The organism is Pantoea sp. XY16, from assembly GCF_025153065.1.
GTDB classification, from domain to species: Bacteria; Pseudomonadota; Gammaproteobacteria; order Enterobacterales; family Enterobacteriaceae; genus Pantoea; species Pantoea alfalfae.
The window spans coordinates 1-12,503 of sequence record NZ_JANZNP010000021.1; the positions used below are offsets into that span (position 1 = coordinate 1).

Below are 12,503 nucleotides of genomic sequence, written 5' to 3' on the forward strand. Positions count from 1 at the left end.
ATGGACGAAGGTCTGCGCTTCGCAATCCGCGAAGGTGGCCGTACCGTTGGCGCGGGTGTTGTTGCTAAAGTTATCGCTTAATTGTGATATCTGCTGTGGTCGTGCAAACGGCCACTGCAACACAGTAAAAAGAGCACTTCGGTGCTCTTTTTTTTGCTCAGAAATCGACATAACCCTGTAAAGCGTGGGTTTGAAATAAAAACGATTCGCATTTACACTGTGTACAGAAAATGTACCCGAGTGATGAATCAATGTACGTCTGCCTGTGTAATGCCATCAGTGATAAAACCCTTCGTGAAGTTGTGCGTCGCTATCAGCCCAAATCTATTCAGCAACTGCGCCAGTTTGTACCGGTAGGCAAACAGTGTGGCAAATGCGTTCGTGCTGCGCGCGAGATTATGGATGAAGAGATGCAGCATGCCCCGCTCTATAAAGAGATAGCCTGACTGACCCTGGATGTGTGAATACCCACAATATCTGTCGCGTTTTTTTGACTTCTTTTTAACCACATCTACGCTCTAATAAATCAGACGCGGAGGGTTAACAATGAAGGGCGATATCAAAGTTATCAGTCATCTCAATAAACTGCTGGGAAATGAACTGGTTGCCATCAATCAGTATTTTCTGCATGCACGCATGTTTAAAAACTGGGGGCTAACGCGCCTCAACGATGTGGAGTACCACGAATCGATCGACGAGATGAAGCATGCGGACAAGTACATTGAACGCATTCTCTTTCTTGAGGGAATTCCAAATCTTCAGGATCTGGGACGTCTGCGTATCGGCGAAGACGTTGAGGAGATGCTAAGTTCAGACCTGAATCTGGAGCTGGAAGGCGCTAAAGATCTGCGTGAGGCCATTTCCTATGCTGACAAGGTACATGACTATGTCAGTCGTGACATGATGATTGAAATCCTGGCTGATGAAGAGCATCACATCGACTGGATTGAAACGGAACTTGAGCTAATCCAGAAGATGGGTATCCAGAACTATCTGCAGGCTCAAATCAAAGAAGAGTGAATCGGGTCTGCAACACGATCATTACCCAGCCCGCAATGGCCAGGAAAGGGCCAAACGGCAGCGGGCTGTTCACCTGAATTAAACCGCGTAGTTTCAGCATCACGATTGCCGTCAGCGCCAGAAAAGTGGCACCCAGTGCAATCCAGGGTAGCGCCTGCCATCCACAGCATGCGCCCAATGCCGCGAAAAGCTTCATATCACCATAACCTAATCCTTCATGCCCCCGAACCTGCCGATAACTCCAGGCGAGCAGCCACAATGTACAGTAGCCCGACAAGGCACCCCATATCGCCGCACTCTCTGTCCCAAAGATGGCTGCATGTAGTAACCCCAGCCAGAGCAGCAGATAGCTGAGCGGGTCAGGTATACAGAAATGCTGACGGTCAATAACCGCTATCAGTAGCAGCAGGCTGGAGGCAGTGATAACAAAAGTAGCGTCTGCAGCCCTGTCAAAACTATTCAGTACCAGCAGGCAAAGCATTGCAACTAGCCATTCACTGATAAAGCTTTCCGCACCGAACGGATGATGACAGAAGCGGCACCAACCTCTTAACCGTGGCCAGCTAATCAGTGGCAGCGCATCACGCCATAGCAGGCGTTGCTGACAACAATCACACCGTGAACCGGGAAAGCAGAGTGCGATAAACCACTGAGCGGGTGAGAGGGCGGGTGAGAAGCGTACCCAGGCCAGCGAAAGAAAGCTTCCCAGTGCGCCTCCGCCAGCAAGTGCTACGAATTGAGTAATCAGTGACATGATGTTGCTCCGGATGAGAAGTTAAAAGCACTTTCATCGGCTTCTCATTCTGTGTCACCTATGGATAAATAACGGCGGAAAAGTGCTCACAAAAAAATTTGTGACTTAACCGCTCTGCAGCACTGCGACGCGACGCGTGCCGCAAGAACCGGCCACTATTTAACAGGGAAAACCGCAACACGGGTTGCTTCCTGAACAGATTTACGTATAATGCGCGGGCCTGCAGATATTGCAGGCGCGATTCGAGCAGAATCGCAGACGGCTGAAATATAGGCCGCCTGACAATACTCCCAATTGGGGAGTTATATGCTGAACGATTACACTCTCCCATCAATCGTAATGGGTTCGAGTAGTAATTTTTTTCGTCTATAAAAAGTTTGGAGCTCTGGTCTCATGCAGAACCAAAGAATCCGTATCCGTCTTAAAGCGTTTGATCATCGTCTGATCGATCAATCAACCGCGGAAATCGTTGAGACCGCCAAGCGCACTGGTGCGCAGGTTCGTGGTCCAATCCCGCTGCCAACCCGCAAAGAGCGTTTTACTGTTCTGATCTCTCCGCACGTTAACAAAGATGCGCGTGATCAGTACGAAATCCGCACTCACAAGCGTCTGGTAGACATCGTTGAGCCAACTGAAAAAACGGTTGATGCTCTGATGCGTCTGGATCTGGCTGCCGGTGTTGACGTGCAGATCAGCCTGGGTTAATCAGGTCATCGAGCGATTGAGAGGTTGAAACAATGATTGGTTTAGTCGGTAAAAAAGTGGGCATGACCCGCATCTTCACTGAAGATGGCGTTTCTATCCCCGTCACCGTAATCGAAGTTGAAGCGAACCGCGTTACTCAGGTCAAAGGCCTGGAAAACGACGGTTACCAGGCAATTCAGGTTACCACCGGTGCTAAAAAAGCAAACCGTGTGACCAAACCTGAAGCTGGTCATTTTGCTAAAGCTGGCGTTGAAGCTGGCCGTGGCCTGTGGGAATTCCGCACCGCTGAAGGTGAAGAGTATTCTGTAGGTCAGAGCATCAGCGTTGAGATTTTCGCTGAAGTTAAGAAAGTTGACGTAACCGGTACCTCTAAAGGTAAAGGTTTCGCCGGTACCGTTAAGCGCTGGAACTTCCGTACCCAGGACGCTACTCACGGTAACTCCTTGTCTCACCGCGTTCCGGGTTCTATCGGTCAGAACCAGACTCCGGGCAAAGTGTTCAAAGGCAAGAAAATGGCAGGTCAGCTGGGTAATGAGCGCGTAACCGTTCAGAGTCTGGACGTAGTACGTGTTGACGCTGAGCGCAACCTGCTGCTGGTTAAAGGTGCAGTTCCCGGTGCTACCGGTAGCGACCTGATCGTTAAACCAGCTGTGAAGGCGTAAGGGGATAGCAATGGAATTAGTATTGAAAGACGCGCAGAGCGCGCTGACTGTTTCCGAAACTACCTTCGGTCGTGATTTCAACGAAGCGCTGGTTCACCAGGTTGTTGTTGCTTACGCATCTGGCGCCCGCCAGGGTACTCGTGCGCAGAAAACTCGCGCCGAAGTAACCGGTTCAGGCAAAAAGCCATGGCGTCAAAAAGGCACCGGCCGTGCGCGTGCAGGTTCTGTAAAGAGCCCAATCTGGCGTTCAGGTGGCGTGACCTTTGCTGCGAAGCCGCAGGACCACAGTCAAAAAGTTAACAAAAAGATGTACCGCGGCGCGCTGAAAAGCATCCTGTCCGAACTGGTACGTCAAGATCGTCTGATCGTTGTCGAATCATTTGCTGTAGAAGCACCGAAAACCAAGCTGCTGGTACAGAAACTGAAAGACATGGCTCTGGAAGACGTGCTGATCATCACCGGTGAACTGGATGAGAATCTGTTCCTGGCTGCGCGTAACCTGTACAAGGTTGACGTGCGTGATGCATCCGGTATCGATCCAGTTAGCCTGATCGCCTTCGACAAAGTCGTTATGACTGCTGATGCAGTTAAGCAAGTTGAGGAGATGCTGGCATGATCCGTGAAGAACGTCTGCTGAAAGTACTGCGCGCGCCGCACGTATCTGAAAAAGCATCTAGCGCGATGGAAAAAACCAATACCATCGTTCTCAAAGTTGCTAATGACGCGACCAAAGCAGAGATTGTTGCTGCTGTTGAGAAACTGTTCGAAGTAGAAGTTAAAGACGTAAACACCCTGGTAGTTAAGGGCAAAGTTAAGCGTCAAGGACAGCGTATCGGTCGTCGTAGCGACTGGAAAAAAGCTTACGTCACCCTGAAAGAAGGCCAGAATCTGGACTTCGCTGGCGGCGCTGAGTAAGTCGGAGGAGAAAGACAATGGCAGTTGTTAAATGTAAACCGACATCTCCGGGTCGTCGCCATGTAGTTAAAGTGGTAAACGCGGAGCTGCACAAGGGCAAACCATTTGCCCCGCTGGTAGAAAAAAACAGCAAATCCGGTGGCCGTAACAACAATGGTCGTATCACTACCCGTCATATCGGTGGTGGTCACAAGCAGGCTTACCGTATTGTTGACTTCAAACGCAACAAAGATGGTATCCCGGCAGTTGTTGAACGTCTTGAGTACGATCCGAACCGCTCTGCGAACATCGCACTGGTTCTGTACAAAGACGGCGAGCGCCGTTACATCCTGGCCCCTAAAGGCCTGAAAGCCGGCGACCAGATCCAATCTGGCGTTGATGCTGCGATCAAAGCAGGTAACACTCTGCCGATGCGTAACATCCCGGTGGGTTCAACCGTGCATAACGTAGAAATGAAACCAGGCAAAGGCGGTCAGATTGCTCGCTCAGCTGGTGCTTACGTGCAGATCGTTGCGCGTGAAGGTTCTTACGTTACCCTGCGTCTGCGTTCAGGTGAAATGCGTAAAGTCGAGTCTGACTGCCGCGCAACACTGGGCGAAGTCGGCAACGCTGAGCATATGCTGCGCGTTCTGGGTAAAGCTGGTGCAGCCCGTTGGCGTGGTGTTCGTCCGACCGTTCGTGGTACCGCGATGAACCCAGTTGATCACCCGCACGGTGGTGGTGAAGGTCGTAACTTTGGTAAGCACCCGGTAACTCCGTGGGGCGTTCAGACCAAAGGTAAGAAGACCCGTAGCAACAAGCGTACTGATAAATTTATCGTACGTCGCCGTAGCAAATAATATTAGAGGATAAGCCATGCCACGTTCTCTCAAGAAAGGTCCTTTTATTGACCTGCACTTGCTGAAGAAGGTAGAGAAAGCGGTGGAAAGCGGTGACAAGAAGCCTTTGCGCACTTGGTCCCGTCGTTCAACGATCTTTCCTAACATGATCGGTTTGACCATCGCTGTCCATAATGGTCGTCAGCACGTTCCTGTCTTTGTTTCCGACGAAATGGTTGGTCACAAACTGGGTGAATTCGCGCCGACACGTACTTATCGCGGTCACGCGGCTGATAAAAAAGCCAAGAAGAAATAAGTAGGAGGAAGAGATGGAAACTTTAGCTCAACATCGCCACGCTCGTTCTTCTGCTCAGAAGGTTCGCCTTGTTGCTGACCTGATTCGCGGTAAGAAAGTGTCGCAGGCACTGGACATTTTGACCTACACCAATAAGAAAGCGGCTGTACTGGTCAAAAAAGTTCTGGAATCTGCCATTGCTAACGCCGAACACAACGATGGCGCTGATATCGACGATCTGAAAATCACGAAAATTTTCGTTGATGAAGGTCCGACCATGAAACGCATTATGCCGCGTGCCAAAGGTCGTGCAGATCGCATCCTGAAGCGCACCAGCCACATTACTGTGGTTGTGTCCGATCGCTGAGACTCTGGAGACTAGCAATGGGTCAGAAAGTACATCCTAATGGTATTCGCCTGGGTATTGTAAAACCATGGAACTCTACCTGGTTTGCGAACACCAACGAATTCGCTGACAACCTGGACAGCGATTTTAAAGTACGTCAGTTCCTGACTAAAGAACTGGCTAAAGCATCTGTCTCTCGTATCGTTATCGAGCGTCCAGCGAAGAGCATCCGTGTGACTATTCACACCGCTCGTCCGGGCATCGTTATCGGTAAGAAAGGCGAAGATGTAGAAAAACTGCGCACGGTCGTCGCGAAAATCGCTGGCGTTCCTGCACAGATCAATATCGCCGAAGTCCGCAAGCCGGAACTGGACGCGAAACTGGTAGCTGACAGCATTACTTCACAGCTGGAGCGTCGTGTGATGTTCCGTCGTGCTATGAAGCGTGCAGTTCAGAACGCCATGCGTCTTGGCGCGAAGGGTATTAAAGTTGAAGTTAGCGGCCGTCTGGGTGGCGCTGAGATCGCACGTACCGAATGGTATCGTGAAGGTCGCGTGCCATTGCACACACTGCGTGCTGACATTGACTACAACACCTCTGAAGCGCACACCACTTATGGTGTAATCGGCGTTAAGGTATGGATCTTCAAAGGTGAGATCCTGGGTGGTATGGCTGCTGTTGAACAACCGGAACCGGCTGCTCAACCTAAAAAGCAGCAGCGTAAAGGCCGTAAGTAAGGAGAGTCGCTGATGTTACAACCAAAGCGTACGAAATTCCGTAAGGTGCACAAAGGCCGTAACCGCGGTCTGGCTGCGGGTACGGATGTCAGCTTCGGTACTTTCGGTCTGAAAGCTGTTGGCCGTGGTCGTCTGACTGCTCGTCAGATCGAAGCAGCACGTCGTGCTATGACCCGTGCAGTTAAGCGTCAAGGTAAGATCTGGATCCGAGTATTCCCGGACAAACCGATCACCGAGAAGCCGCTGGAAGTGCGTATGGGTAAAGGTAAGGGTAACGTAGAGTATTGGGTTGCCCTGATCCAGCCTGGTAAAGTCCTGTATGAAATGGACGGCGTACCAGAAGAGCTGGCCCGTGAAGCATTCAAGCTGGCAGCAGCAAAACTGCCTATCAAAACCACCTTTGTAACTAAGACGGTGATGTAATGAAAGCAACTGAGCTGCGTGAAAAAAGCGTTGAAGAGCTGAACACTGAGCTGCTTAATCTGCTGCGTGAGCAATTTAACCTGCGCATGCAGGCAGCATCTGGCCAACTGCAGCAGACTCATCTGCTGAAACAGGTTCGCCGTGATGTTGCACGCGTTAAGACTTTACTGACTGAGAAGGCGGGTTCGTAATGACCGATAAAATCCGTACTCTGCAGGGTCGTGTAGTAAGTGACAAAATGCAGAAATCTGCAGTTGTCGCTATCGAACGTTTCGTGAAACACCCGATCTACGGCAAATTCATCAAACGTACGACCAAGCTGCACATCCATGACGAGAACAATGAATGTGGAATTGGTGACGTGGTAGAAATCCGCGAATGCCGTCCACTGTCCAAGACTAAATCCTGGACCCTGGTTCGCGTAATCGAGAAAGCGGTTCTGTAATAAGAATTGTTTTTTCTGAGGAAACCCTCTGCTTCGGCAGGGGGTTTTTTTTTACCTTTTATTCTGACTTGATCCATTTGTGCCTGCGGCAGAGCAGATTTGATGGCGCTCACAAATTTAGGGAATGGCGATGATTAAGCTGCGACTCTTCAGGCGATGTGACCTGAAAGCTCCAGTCTGTTGAGGCCGGAGTTATCATAACTGTACAAGGAAATGTGCCGTGGAAATGGAGAATCATGATCGCTTACGCCGGTCACTGTTAAAATTACCACTGTTAGCTGCGTTACCAGCTATTAGCTCTGCCAAAAGCCTGCCGCTATTATCGGGTAGTACACACCCACAACCCACAGGCAATAGCATGGAACGAACGTTATTACTAAAGAACGCTGAATGCGTGGTCTGCATGGATGCCGAGCGTCGGGAAATACGTAACGCCAGTATTCTGATTAAAGGGAACCAAATCGTTGCGGTCGGGGAAGCAGGATCGTTACCTGATAGCGCGGATGAAATGATTGACCTTCAGGGACACATTGTTATCCCCGGGCTGATCAATACGCATCATCACATGTATCAGAGCCTGACCCGGGCTATTCCTGCGGTACAAAACGGCGAACTGTTCAACTGGTTGACCCACCTCTACCCACTGTGGCAGAACCTGACGCCTGAGATGATTCATATCTCAACGCAGATTTCGATGGCTGAGTTAATGCTCTCCGGTTGCACCACCACCAGTGACCATCTCTATGTCTACCCTAACGGCTGTAAGCTTGACGACAGCATTGAGGCTGCAGCACTGATGGGCATGCGTTTCCATGCCAGCCGGGGCAGCATGAGTGTGGGCAAATCCCTCGGAGGCCTGCCGCCCGATTCGCTGGTTGAGAATGAAGCCGCCATCCTCAAGGATACGCAGCGTGTGATTGAACGCTATCACGATGACAGCCACGGCTCGATGTTACGCATCGTGGTGGCCCCATGTTCACCGTTCTCAGTCAGTCGTGAACTGATGAAACAATCCGCTGCACTGGCACGCAGCTTCAACGTCTCGATGCATACTCATCTGGCGGAGAACGACAACGATATCCGATATAGCCGCGAAAAGTTCCACATGACGCCAGCACAGTACGTTGAAGACCTCGGCTGGGTAGGGCCGGATGTCTGGCATGCACACTGCGTTAAACTGGATCAGTATGGTATGGAGCTCTTTGCACGCACCGGAACCGGCGTCGCACACTGTCCCTGTTCAAACATGCGGCTCGGTTCGGGCATTGCACCAATACGCCACATGTGCGATGCCGGTGTCCATGTCGGTATGGGCGTAGATGGGTCAGCCTCCAATGACAGCTCAGACATGATAGCGGAGGTACGTCAGGCAATGCTGTTACAACGCGTGGGTTTCGGCCCGGATGCGATGACGGCTCGTCAGGCTCTGGAGCTGGCGACGCTGGGTGGAGCAAAAGTGCTGAATCGCGATGACGTGGGCGCCATTGCGCCGGGCATGATGGCTGATCTGGCCATCTTTGATTTGAATCGCATTGGTCTTGCCGGGGCGGGGCACGATCCTGTCGCCGCCCTGGTGTTCTGTAATCCGGGGCAGGTCGCTTACAGCATCATCAACGGAAAAGTCAGGGTGCGAAACGGACAACTGGCCGGAATTGAACTGCCAGCCGTGCTGCATCAGCATAACCAACTGGCCAGAAAACTGGTTAGTTGAGTCATAAGGGCACTTTATTAGGGAGGCGACGAAAAATAAGGCAGATTACATTTGCTACTGTTCGCACTATTCCCTAGAATACGCCCTCCCTGTCATCAGGGAAAATCAGCGGCTCGATTGAGAGCCGTTTATTTTTTCTACCCATCTGTGAGAACCGGTGTTACAATGCCGCGCCCTCAATTATGGGGCTTTCTAACGACCTGAGGTTTAGGTCCCGAAGTAGTAGTTGACATTAGCGGAGCACTAAAATGATCCAAGAACAGACTATGCTGAACGTCGCCGACAACTCCGGTGCACGTCGCGTAATGTGTATCAAGGTTCTGGGTGGCTCGCACCGTCGCTACGCAGGCGTCGGTGACATCATCAAAGTTACCATCAAGGAAGCAATTCCTCGTGGTAAAGTCAAAAAAGGTGATGTCCTGAAGGCGGTAGTGGTGCGCACCAGGAAGGGTGTTCGTCGCCCGGACGGTTCTGTCATTCGCTTCGATGGTAATGCATGCGTTATTCTGAACAATAACAGTGAGCAGCCTATCGGTACGCGTATTTTTGGGCCGGTAACTCGTGAACTTCGTACTGAAAAGTTCATGAAAATTATCTCTCTGGCACCAGAAGTACTCTAAGGAGCGAACAATGGCAGCTAAAATCCGTCGTAACGACGAAGTTATCGTGTTAACCGGTAAAGATAAAGGTAAGCGCGGTAAAGTTAAGAATGTCCTGTCTTCTGGTAAGGTCATCGTTGAAGGTATCAACCTGGTTAAGAAACATCAGAAGCCGGTTCCGGCTCTGAACCAACCAGGTGGCATCGTTGAAAAAGAAGCTGCTATTCAGGTTTCTAACGTTGCACTGTTCAACGCGGCAACTGGTAAGGCTGACCGTGTAGGCTTTAGATTCGAAGACGGCAAAAAAGTCCGTTTCTTCAAGTCTAACAGCGAAACTATCAAGTAATTTGGAGTAGTACGATGGCGAAACTGCATGATTACTACAAAGACGAAGTAGTCCAGAAACTCATGACAGAGTTTGGCTACAATTCTGTCATGCAAGTCCCTCGGGTCGAGAAGATCACCCTGAACATGGGTGTTGGTGAAGCGATCGCTGACAAGAAACTGCTGGATAATGCAGCAGCAGACCTGGCAGCAATCTCCGGTCAAAAACCGCTGGTCACCAAAGCACGCAAATCAGTTGCAGGCTTCAAAATCCGTCAGGGCTATCCGATCGGCTGTAAAGTAACTCTGCGTGGCGAGCGCATGTGGGAGTTCTTTGAGCGTCTGGTCACCATTGCAGTTCCACGTATCCGTGACTTCCGTGGCTTGTCCGCTAAGTCATTCGATGGTCGTGGCAACTACAGCATGGGTGTACGTGAGCAGATCATCTTCCCAGAAATCGACTACGACAAAGTCGATCGCGTTCGTGGTTTGGATATCACCATTACCACTACTGCGAAATCTGATGATGAAGGCCGTGCTCTGCTGGCTGCCTTTGACTTCCCGTTCCGTAAGTAAGGTAGGGTTACTTAATGGCTAAGCAATCTATGAAAGCGCGCGAAGTTAAGCGTGCAAAATTAGCAGACAAATTCTTCGCTAAACGCGCTGAACTGAAAGCGATCATCTCTGATGTGAACGCTTCCGACGAAGACCGTTGGGATGCTGTTCTGAAGCTGCAGAGTCTGCCGCGTGATTCCAGCCCTTCACGTCAGCGTAACCGCTGCCGTCAAACAGGTCGTCCGCACGGTTTCCTGCGGAAGTTTGGGTTGAGCCGTATCAAGGTCCGCGAAGCCGCCATGCGCGGTGAAATTCCGGGTCTGAAAAAGGCTAGCTGGTAATTGTCACCAATTGAATCACGGGAGTAACACAGATGAGCATGCAAGATCCGATCGCGGATATGCTGACCCGTATCCGTAACGGTCAGGCCGCGAACAAAGTTGCGGTCACCATGCCTTCCTCCAAGCTGAAATTGGCAATTGCCAACGTTCTGAAGGAAGAAGGATATATTGAAGATTTCAAAATCGAAGGCGACATCAAGCTGGAACTGGAACTTACTCTCAAGTATTTCCAGGGCAAAGCTGTTGTAGAAAGCATTCAGCGAGTAAGCCGTCCTGGCCTGCGCATCTATAAGAAAAAAGATGAGCTGCCAAAGGTAATGGCTGGTATGGGCATCGCTGTAGTTTCTACATCTAAAGGTGTCATGACTGATCGTGCAGCGCGCCAGGCAGGTCTTGGTGGCGAAATTATCTGCTACGTAGCGTAATCGGAGGATACATATGTCTCGTGTTGCTAAAGCACCTGTCGTTGTTCCTGCCGGCGTAGAGGTAAAACTCGACGGTCAGGTAATTTCGATTAAAGGTAAAAACGGCGAGCTGACTCGTACTATCAATGATGCTGTTGAAGTTAAGCATGCTGACAACGCTCTGACTTTCGCTCCGCGCGAAGGTTTCGTTGACGGCTGGGCGCAGGCGGGTACTTCTCGCGCGCTGCTGAACGCAATGGTTATCGGTGTTACCGAAGGCTTCACTAAGAAGCTGCAGCTGGTTGGTGTAGGTTATCGTGCAGCCGTTAAAGGCGACGTGGTAAACCTGTCTCTGGGCTTTTCTCATCCAGTCGATCACCAGCTGCCCGCGGGTATCACTGCAGAATGTCCAACTCAGACTGAGATCGTGCTGAAAGGCGCTGATAAACAGCTGATTGGTCAGGTTGCTGCGGACCTGCGCGCCTACCGTCGTCCTGAGCCTTATAAAGGCAAGGGTGTCCGTTACGCCGACGAAGTCGTGCGTACCAAAGAGGCTAAGAAGAAGTAAGGTAACACTATGGATAAGAAATCTGCTCGTATCCGTCGTGCGACCCGTGCACGTCGCAAGCTCAAAGAGCTGGGTGCTACTCGCCTGGTGGTACATCGTACCCCGCGTCATATTTACGCACAGGTAATCGCCCCGAATGGTTCCGAAGTTCTGGTCGCTGCTTCTACTGTAGAAAAAGCTATCACTGAACAACTGAAGTATACCGGTAATAAAGAAGCCGCAGCTGCAGTAGGTAAAGCTATCGCAGAACGCGCAATCGAAAAAGGCATCACTGGTGTTTCTTTCGACCGTTCCGGTTTCCAATATCATGGTCGCGTCCAGGCACTGGCAGATGCTGCCCGTGAAGCTGGCCTTCAGTTCTAAGGTAGAGGTCTAAGATGGCACACATCGAGAAACAAGCTGGCGAACTGCAGGAAAAACTGATCGCGGTAAACCGTGTTTCTAAAACTGTTAAAGGTGGTCGTATCTTCTCCTTCACAGCACTGACTGTGGTAGGCGATGGTAATGGTCGCGTAGGTTTTGGTTACGGTAAAGCGCGTGAAGTTCCAGCAGCGATCCAGAAAGCGATGGAGAAAGCCCGTCGCAACATGGTTAACGTCGCGCTGACCAACGGCACCCTGCAGCACCCTGTTAAAGGTGCACACACGGGTTCCCGCGTGTTCATGCAGCCGGCTTCAGAAGGTACCGGTATCATCGCCGGTGGTGCAATGCGCGCCGTTCTGGAAGTCGCTGGAGTTCATAACGTACTGGCAAAAGCCTATGGTTCTACTAACCCGATTAACGTGGTTCGTGCAACTATCGACGGCCTGGGCAATATGAAATCTCCGGAAATGGTCGCTGCTAAGCGTGGTAAATCCGTTGAAGAAATTCTGGGGTAATCA

23 protein-coding genes and 1 pseudogene are annotated in these 12,503 nt (G+C 50.9%); 23 read left to right on the plus strand and 1 reads right to left on the minus strand.

Annotated features, from left to right (window positions below; all coding sequences use genetic code 11):
• The 3 genes and pseudogenes from N1689_RS21650 to bfr form a co-directional block, all read left to right on the plus strand.
• Positions 1-81 (plus strand): annotated as a pseudogene (locus N1689_RS21650) (elongation factor Tu); the annotation flags it as partial.
• Between the two features lie 170 nt (positions 82-251).
• Positions 252-446 (plus strand): bacterioferritin-associated ferredoxin, encoded by a 195-nt coding sequence (gene bfd / locus N1689_RS21655; protein ID WP_033784140.1) that lies wholly within the window; start codon positions 252-254, stop codon positions 444-446.
• A 100-nt stretch (positions 447-546) separates the two neighbouring features.
• Entirely contained in the window at positions 547-1,020 is a 474-nt protein-coding gene (gene bfr, locus N1689_RS21660; protein WP_013359241.1) for a bacterioferritin, read from the plus strand.
• Here the strand turns inward: bfr and N1689_RS21665 are convergent.
• Entirely contained in the window at positions 1,007-1,774 is a 768-nt protein-coding gene (locus N1689_RS21665) for an A24 family peptidase (RefSeq protein WP_222924924.1), read from the minus strand. The two genes, bfr and N1689_RS21665, sit on opposite strands and share 14 nt — an antisense overlap.
• Positions 1,775-2,167: 393 nt before the next feature.
• On the opposite strand from N1689_RS21665, the gene rpsJ reads away from it, so the two are divergent.
• The 20 genes from rpsJ to rpsE all read left to right on the plus strand — a co-directional run bounded on the left by rpsJ (position 2,168) and on the right by rpsE (position 12,500).
• Positions 2,168-2,479 (plus strand): 30S ribosomal protein S10, encoded by a 312-nt coding sequence (gene rpsJ / locus N1689_RS21670; protein ID WP_001181005.1) that lies wholly within the window; start codon positions 2,168-2,170, stop codon positions 2,477-2,479.
• A 32-nt stretch (positions 2,480-2,511) separates the two neighbouring features.
• Positions 2,512-3,141 carry a 50S ribosomal protein L3 gene (gene rplC, locus N1689_RS21675; protein WP_003850712.1) on the plus strand — a complete coding sequence of 210 codons (630 nt, stop codon included), beginning with the start codon at positions 2,512-2,514 and terminating at the stop codon, positions 3,139-3,141.
• A gap of 10 nt (positions 3,142-3,151) precedes the next feature.
• Positions 3,152-3,757: a 50S ribosomal protein L4 gene (gene rplD, locus N1689_RS21680; protein ID WP_003850711.1), complete on the plus strand. Its 606-nt coding sequence runs from the start codon at positions 3,152-3,154 to the stop codon at positions 3,755-3,757.
• Positions 3,754-4,056: a 50S ribosomal protein L23 gene (gene rplW, locus N1689_RS21685; RefSeq protein ID WP_003850708.1), complete on the plus strand. Its 303-nt coding sequence runs from the start codon at positions 3,754-3,756 to the stop codon at positions 4,054-4,056. The genes rplD and rplW overlap by 4 nt, the downstream gene beginning before the upstream one ends.
• 17 nt (positions 4,057-4,073) lie before the next feature.
• Positions 4,074-4,895 (plus strand): 50S ribosomal protein L2, encoded by an 822-nt coding sequence (gene rplB / locus N1689_RS21690; RefSeq protein ID WP_008927137.1) that lies wholly within the window; start codon positions 4,074-4,076, stop codon positions 4,893-4,895.
• Positions 4,896-4,911: 16 nt separating this feature from the next.
• A complete protein-coding gene (gene rpsS, locus N1689_RS21695; RefSeq protein WP_001138115.1) occupies positions 4,912-5,190 on the plus strand; it encodes a 30S ribosomal protein S19 in 279 nt (92 codons plus the stop codon).
• Positions 5,191-5,203: 13 nt separating this feature from the next.
• Positions 5,204-5,536: a 50S ribosomal protein L22 gene (rplV, locus tag N1689_RS21700; RefSeq protein ID WP_008927136.1), complete on the plus strand. Its 333-nt coding sequence runs from the start codon at positions 5,204-5,206 to the stop codon at positions 5,534-5,536.
• Between the two features lie 17 nt (positions 5,537-5,553).
• A complete protein-coding gene (gene rpsC / locus N1689_RS21705) occupies positions 5,554-6,252 on the plus strand; it encodes a 30S ribosomal protein S3 (protein ID WP_008927135.1) in 699 nt (232 codons plus the stop codon).
• Positions 6,253-6,264: 12 nt separating this feature from the next.
• Positions 6,265-6,675, plus strand: coding sequence for a 50S ribosomal protein L16 (rplP, locus tag N1689_RS21710; protein WP_008927134.1), 411 nt, complete (start codon positions 6,265-6,267; stop codon positions 6,673-6,675).
• A complete protein-coding gene (gene rpmC, locus N1689_RS21715; RefSeq protein WP_003850146.1) occupies positions 6,675-6,866 on the plus strand; it encodes a 50S ribosomal protein L29 in 192 nt (63 codons plus the stop codon). Before rplP ends, rpmC begins: the two co-directional genes overlap by 1 nt.
• A complete protein-coding gene (gene rpsQ, locus N1689_RS21720) occupies positions 6,866-7,120 on the plus strand; it encodes a 30S ribosomal protein S17 (RefSeq protein ID WP_003850147.1) in 255 nt (84 codons plus the stop codon). Before rpmC ends, rpsQ begins: the two co-directional genes overlap by 1 nt.
• 358 nt (positions 7,121-7,478) lie before the next feature.
• Positions 7,479-8,831: an 8-oxoguanine deaminase gene (locus N1689_RS21725; protein ID WP_253420216.1), complete on the plus strand. Its 1,353-nt coding sequence runs from the start codon at positions 7,479-7,481 to the stop codon at positions 8,829-8,831.
• A 248-nt stretch (positions 8,832-9,079) separates the two neighbouring features.
• Complete coding sequence (gene rplN / locus N1689_RS21730) at positions 9,080-9,451, plus strand: 50S ribosomal protein L14 (protein ID WP_006120590.1); 372 nt, start codon at positions 9,080-9,082, stop codon at positions 9,449-9,451.
• Positions 9,452-9,461: 10 nt separating this feature from the next.
• Complete coding sequence (gene rplX / locus N1689_RS21735; protein ID WP_003850150.1) at positions 9,462-9,776, plus strand: 50S ribosomal protein L24; 315 nt, start codon at positions 9,462-9,464, stop codon at positions 9,774-9,776.
• Positions 9,777-9,790: 14 nt separating this feature from the next.
• Entirely contained in the window at positions 9,791-10,330 is a 540-nt protein-coding gene (rplE, locus tag N1689_RS21740; protein WP_003850155.1) for a 50S ribosomal protein L5, read from the plus strand.
• A gap of 14 nt (positions 10,331-10,344) precedes the next feature.
• The gene (gene rpsN / locus N1689_RS21745) at positions 10,345-10,650 is read left to right on the plus strand and encodes a 30S ribosomal protein S14 (RefSeq protein ID WP_008927132.1); all 306 of its coding nucleotides are present in this window, start codon (positions 10,345-10,347) and stop codon (positions 10,648-10,650) included.
• 32 nt (positions 10,651-10,682) lie between these two features.
• Positions 10,683-11,075: a 30S ribosomal protein S8 gene (gene rpsH, locus N1689_RS21750; RefSeq protein WP_003850158.1), complete on the plus strand. Its 393-nt coding sequence runs from the start codon at positions 10,683-10,685 to the stop codon at positions 11,073-11,075.
• 13 nt (positions 11,076-11,088) lie between these two features.
• Positions 11,089-11,622 (plus strand): 50S ribosomal protein L6, encoded by a 534-nt coding sequence (gene rplF / locus N1689_RS21755; RefSeq protein ID WP_013359237.1) that lies wholly within the window; start codon positions 11,089-11,091, stop codon positions 11,620-11,622.
• Positions 11,623-11,631: 9 nt separating this feature from the next.
• Positions 11,632-11,985 carry a 50S ribosomal protein L18 gene (gene rplR, locus N1689_RS21760; protein WP_003850163.1) on the plus strand — a complete coding sequence of 118 codons (354 nt, stop codon included), beginning with the start codon at positions 11,632-11,634 and terminating at the stop codon, positions 11,983-11,985.
• A gap of 14 nt (positions 11,986-11,999) precedes the next feature.
• The gene (rpsE, locus tag N1689_RS21765; protein WP_003850164.1) at positions 12,000-12,500 is read left to right on the plus strand and encodes a 30S ribosomal protein S5; all 501 of its coding nucleotides are present in this window, start codon (positions 12,000-12,002) and stop codon (positions 12,498-12,500) included.
• The last annotated feature ends 3 nt before the right edge of the window (positions 12,501-12,503 follow it).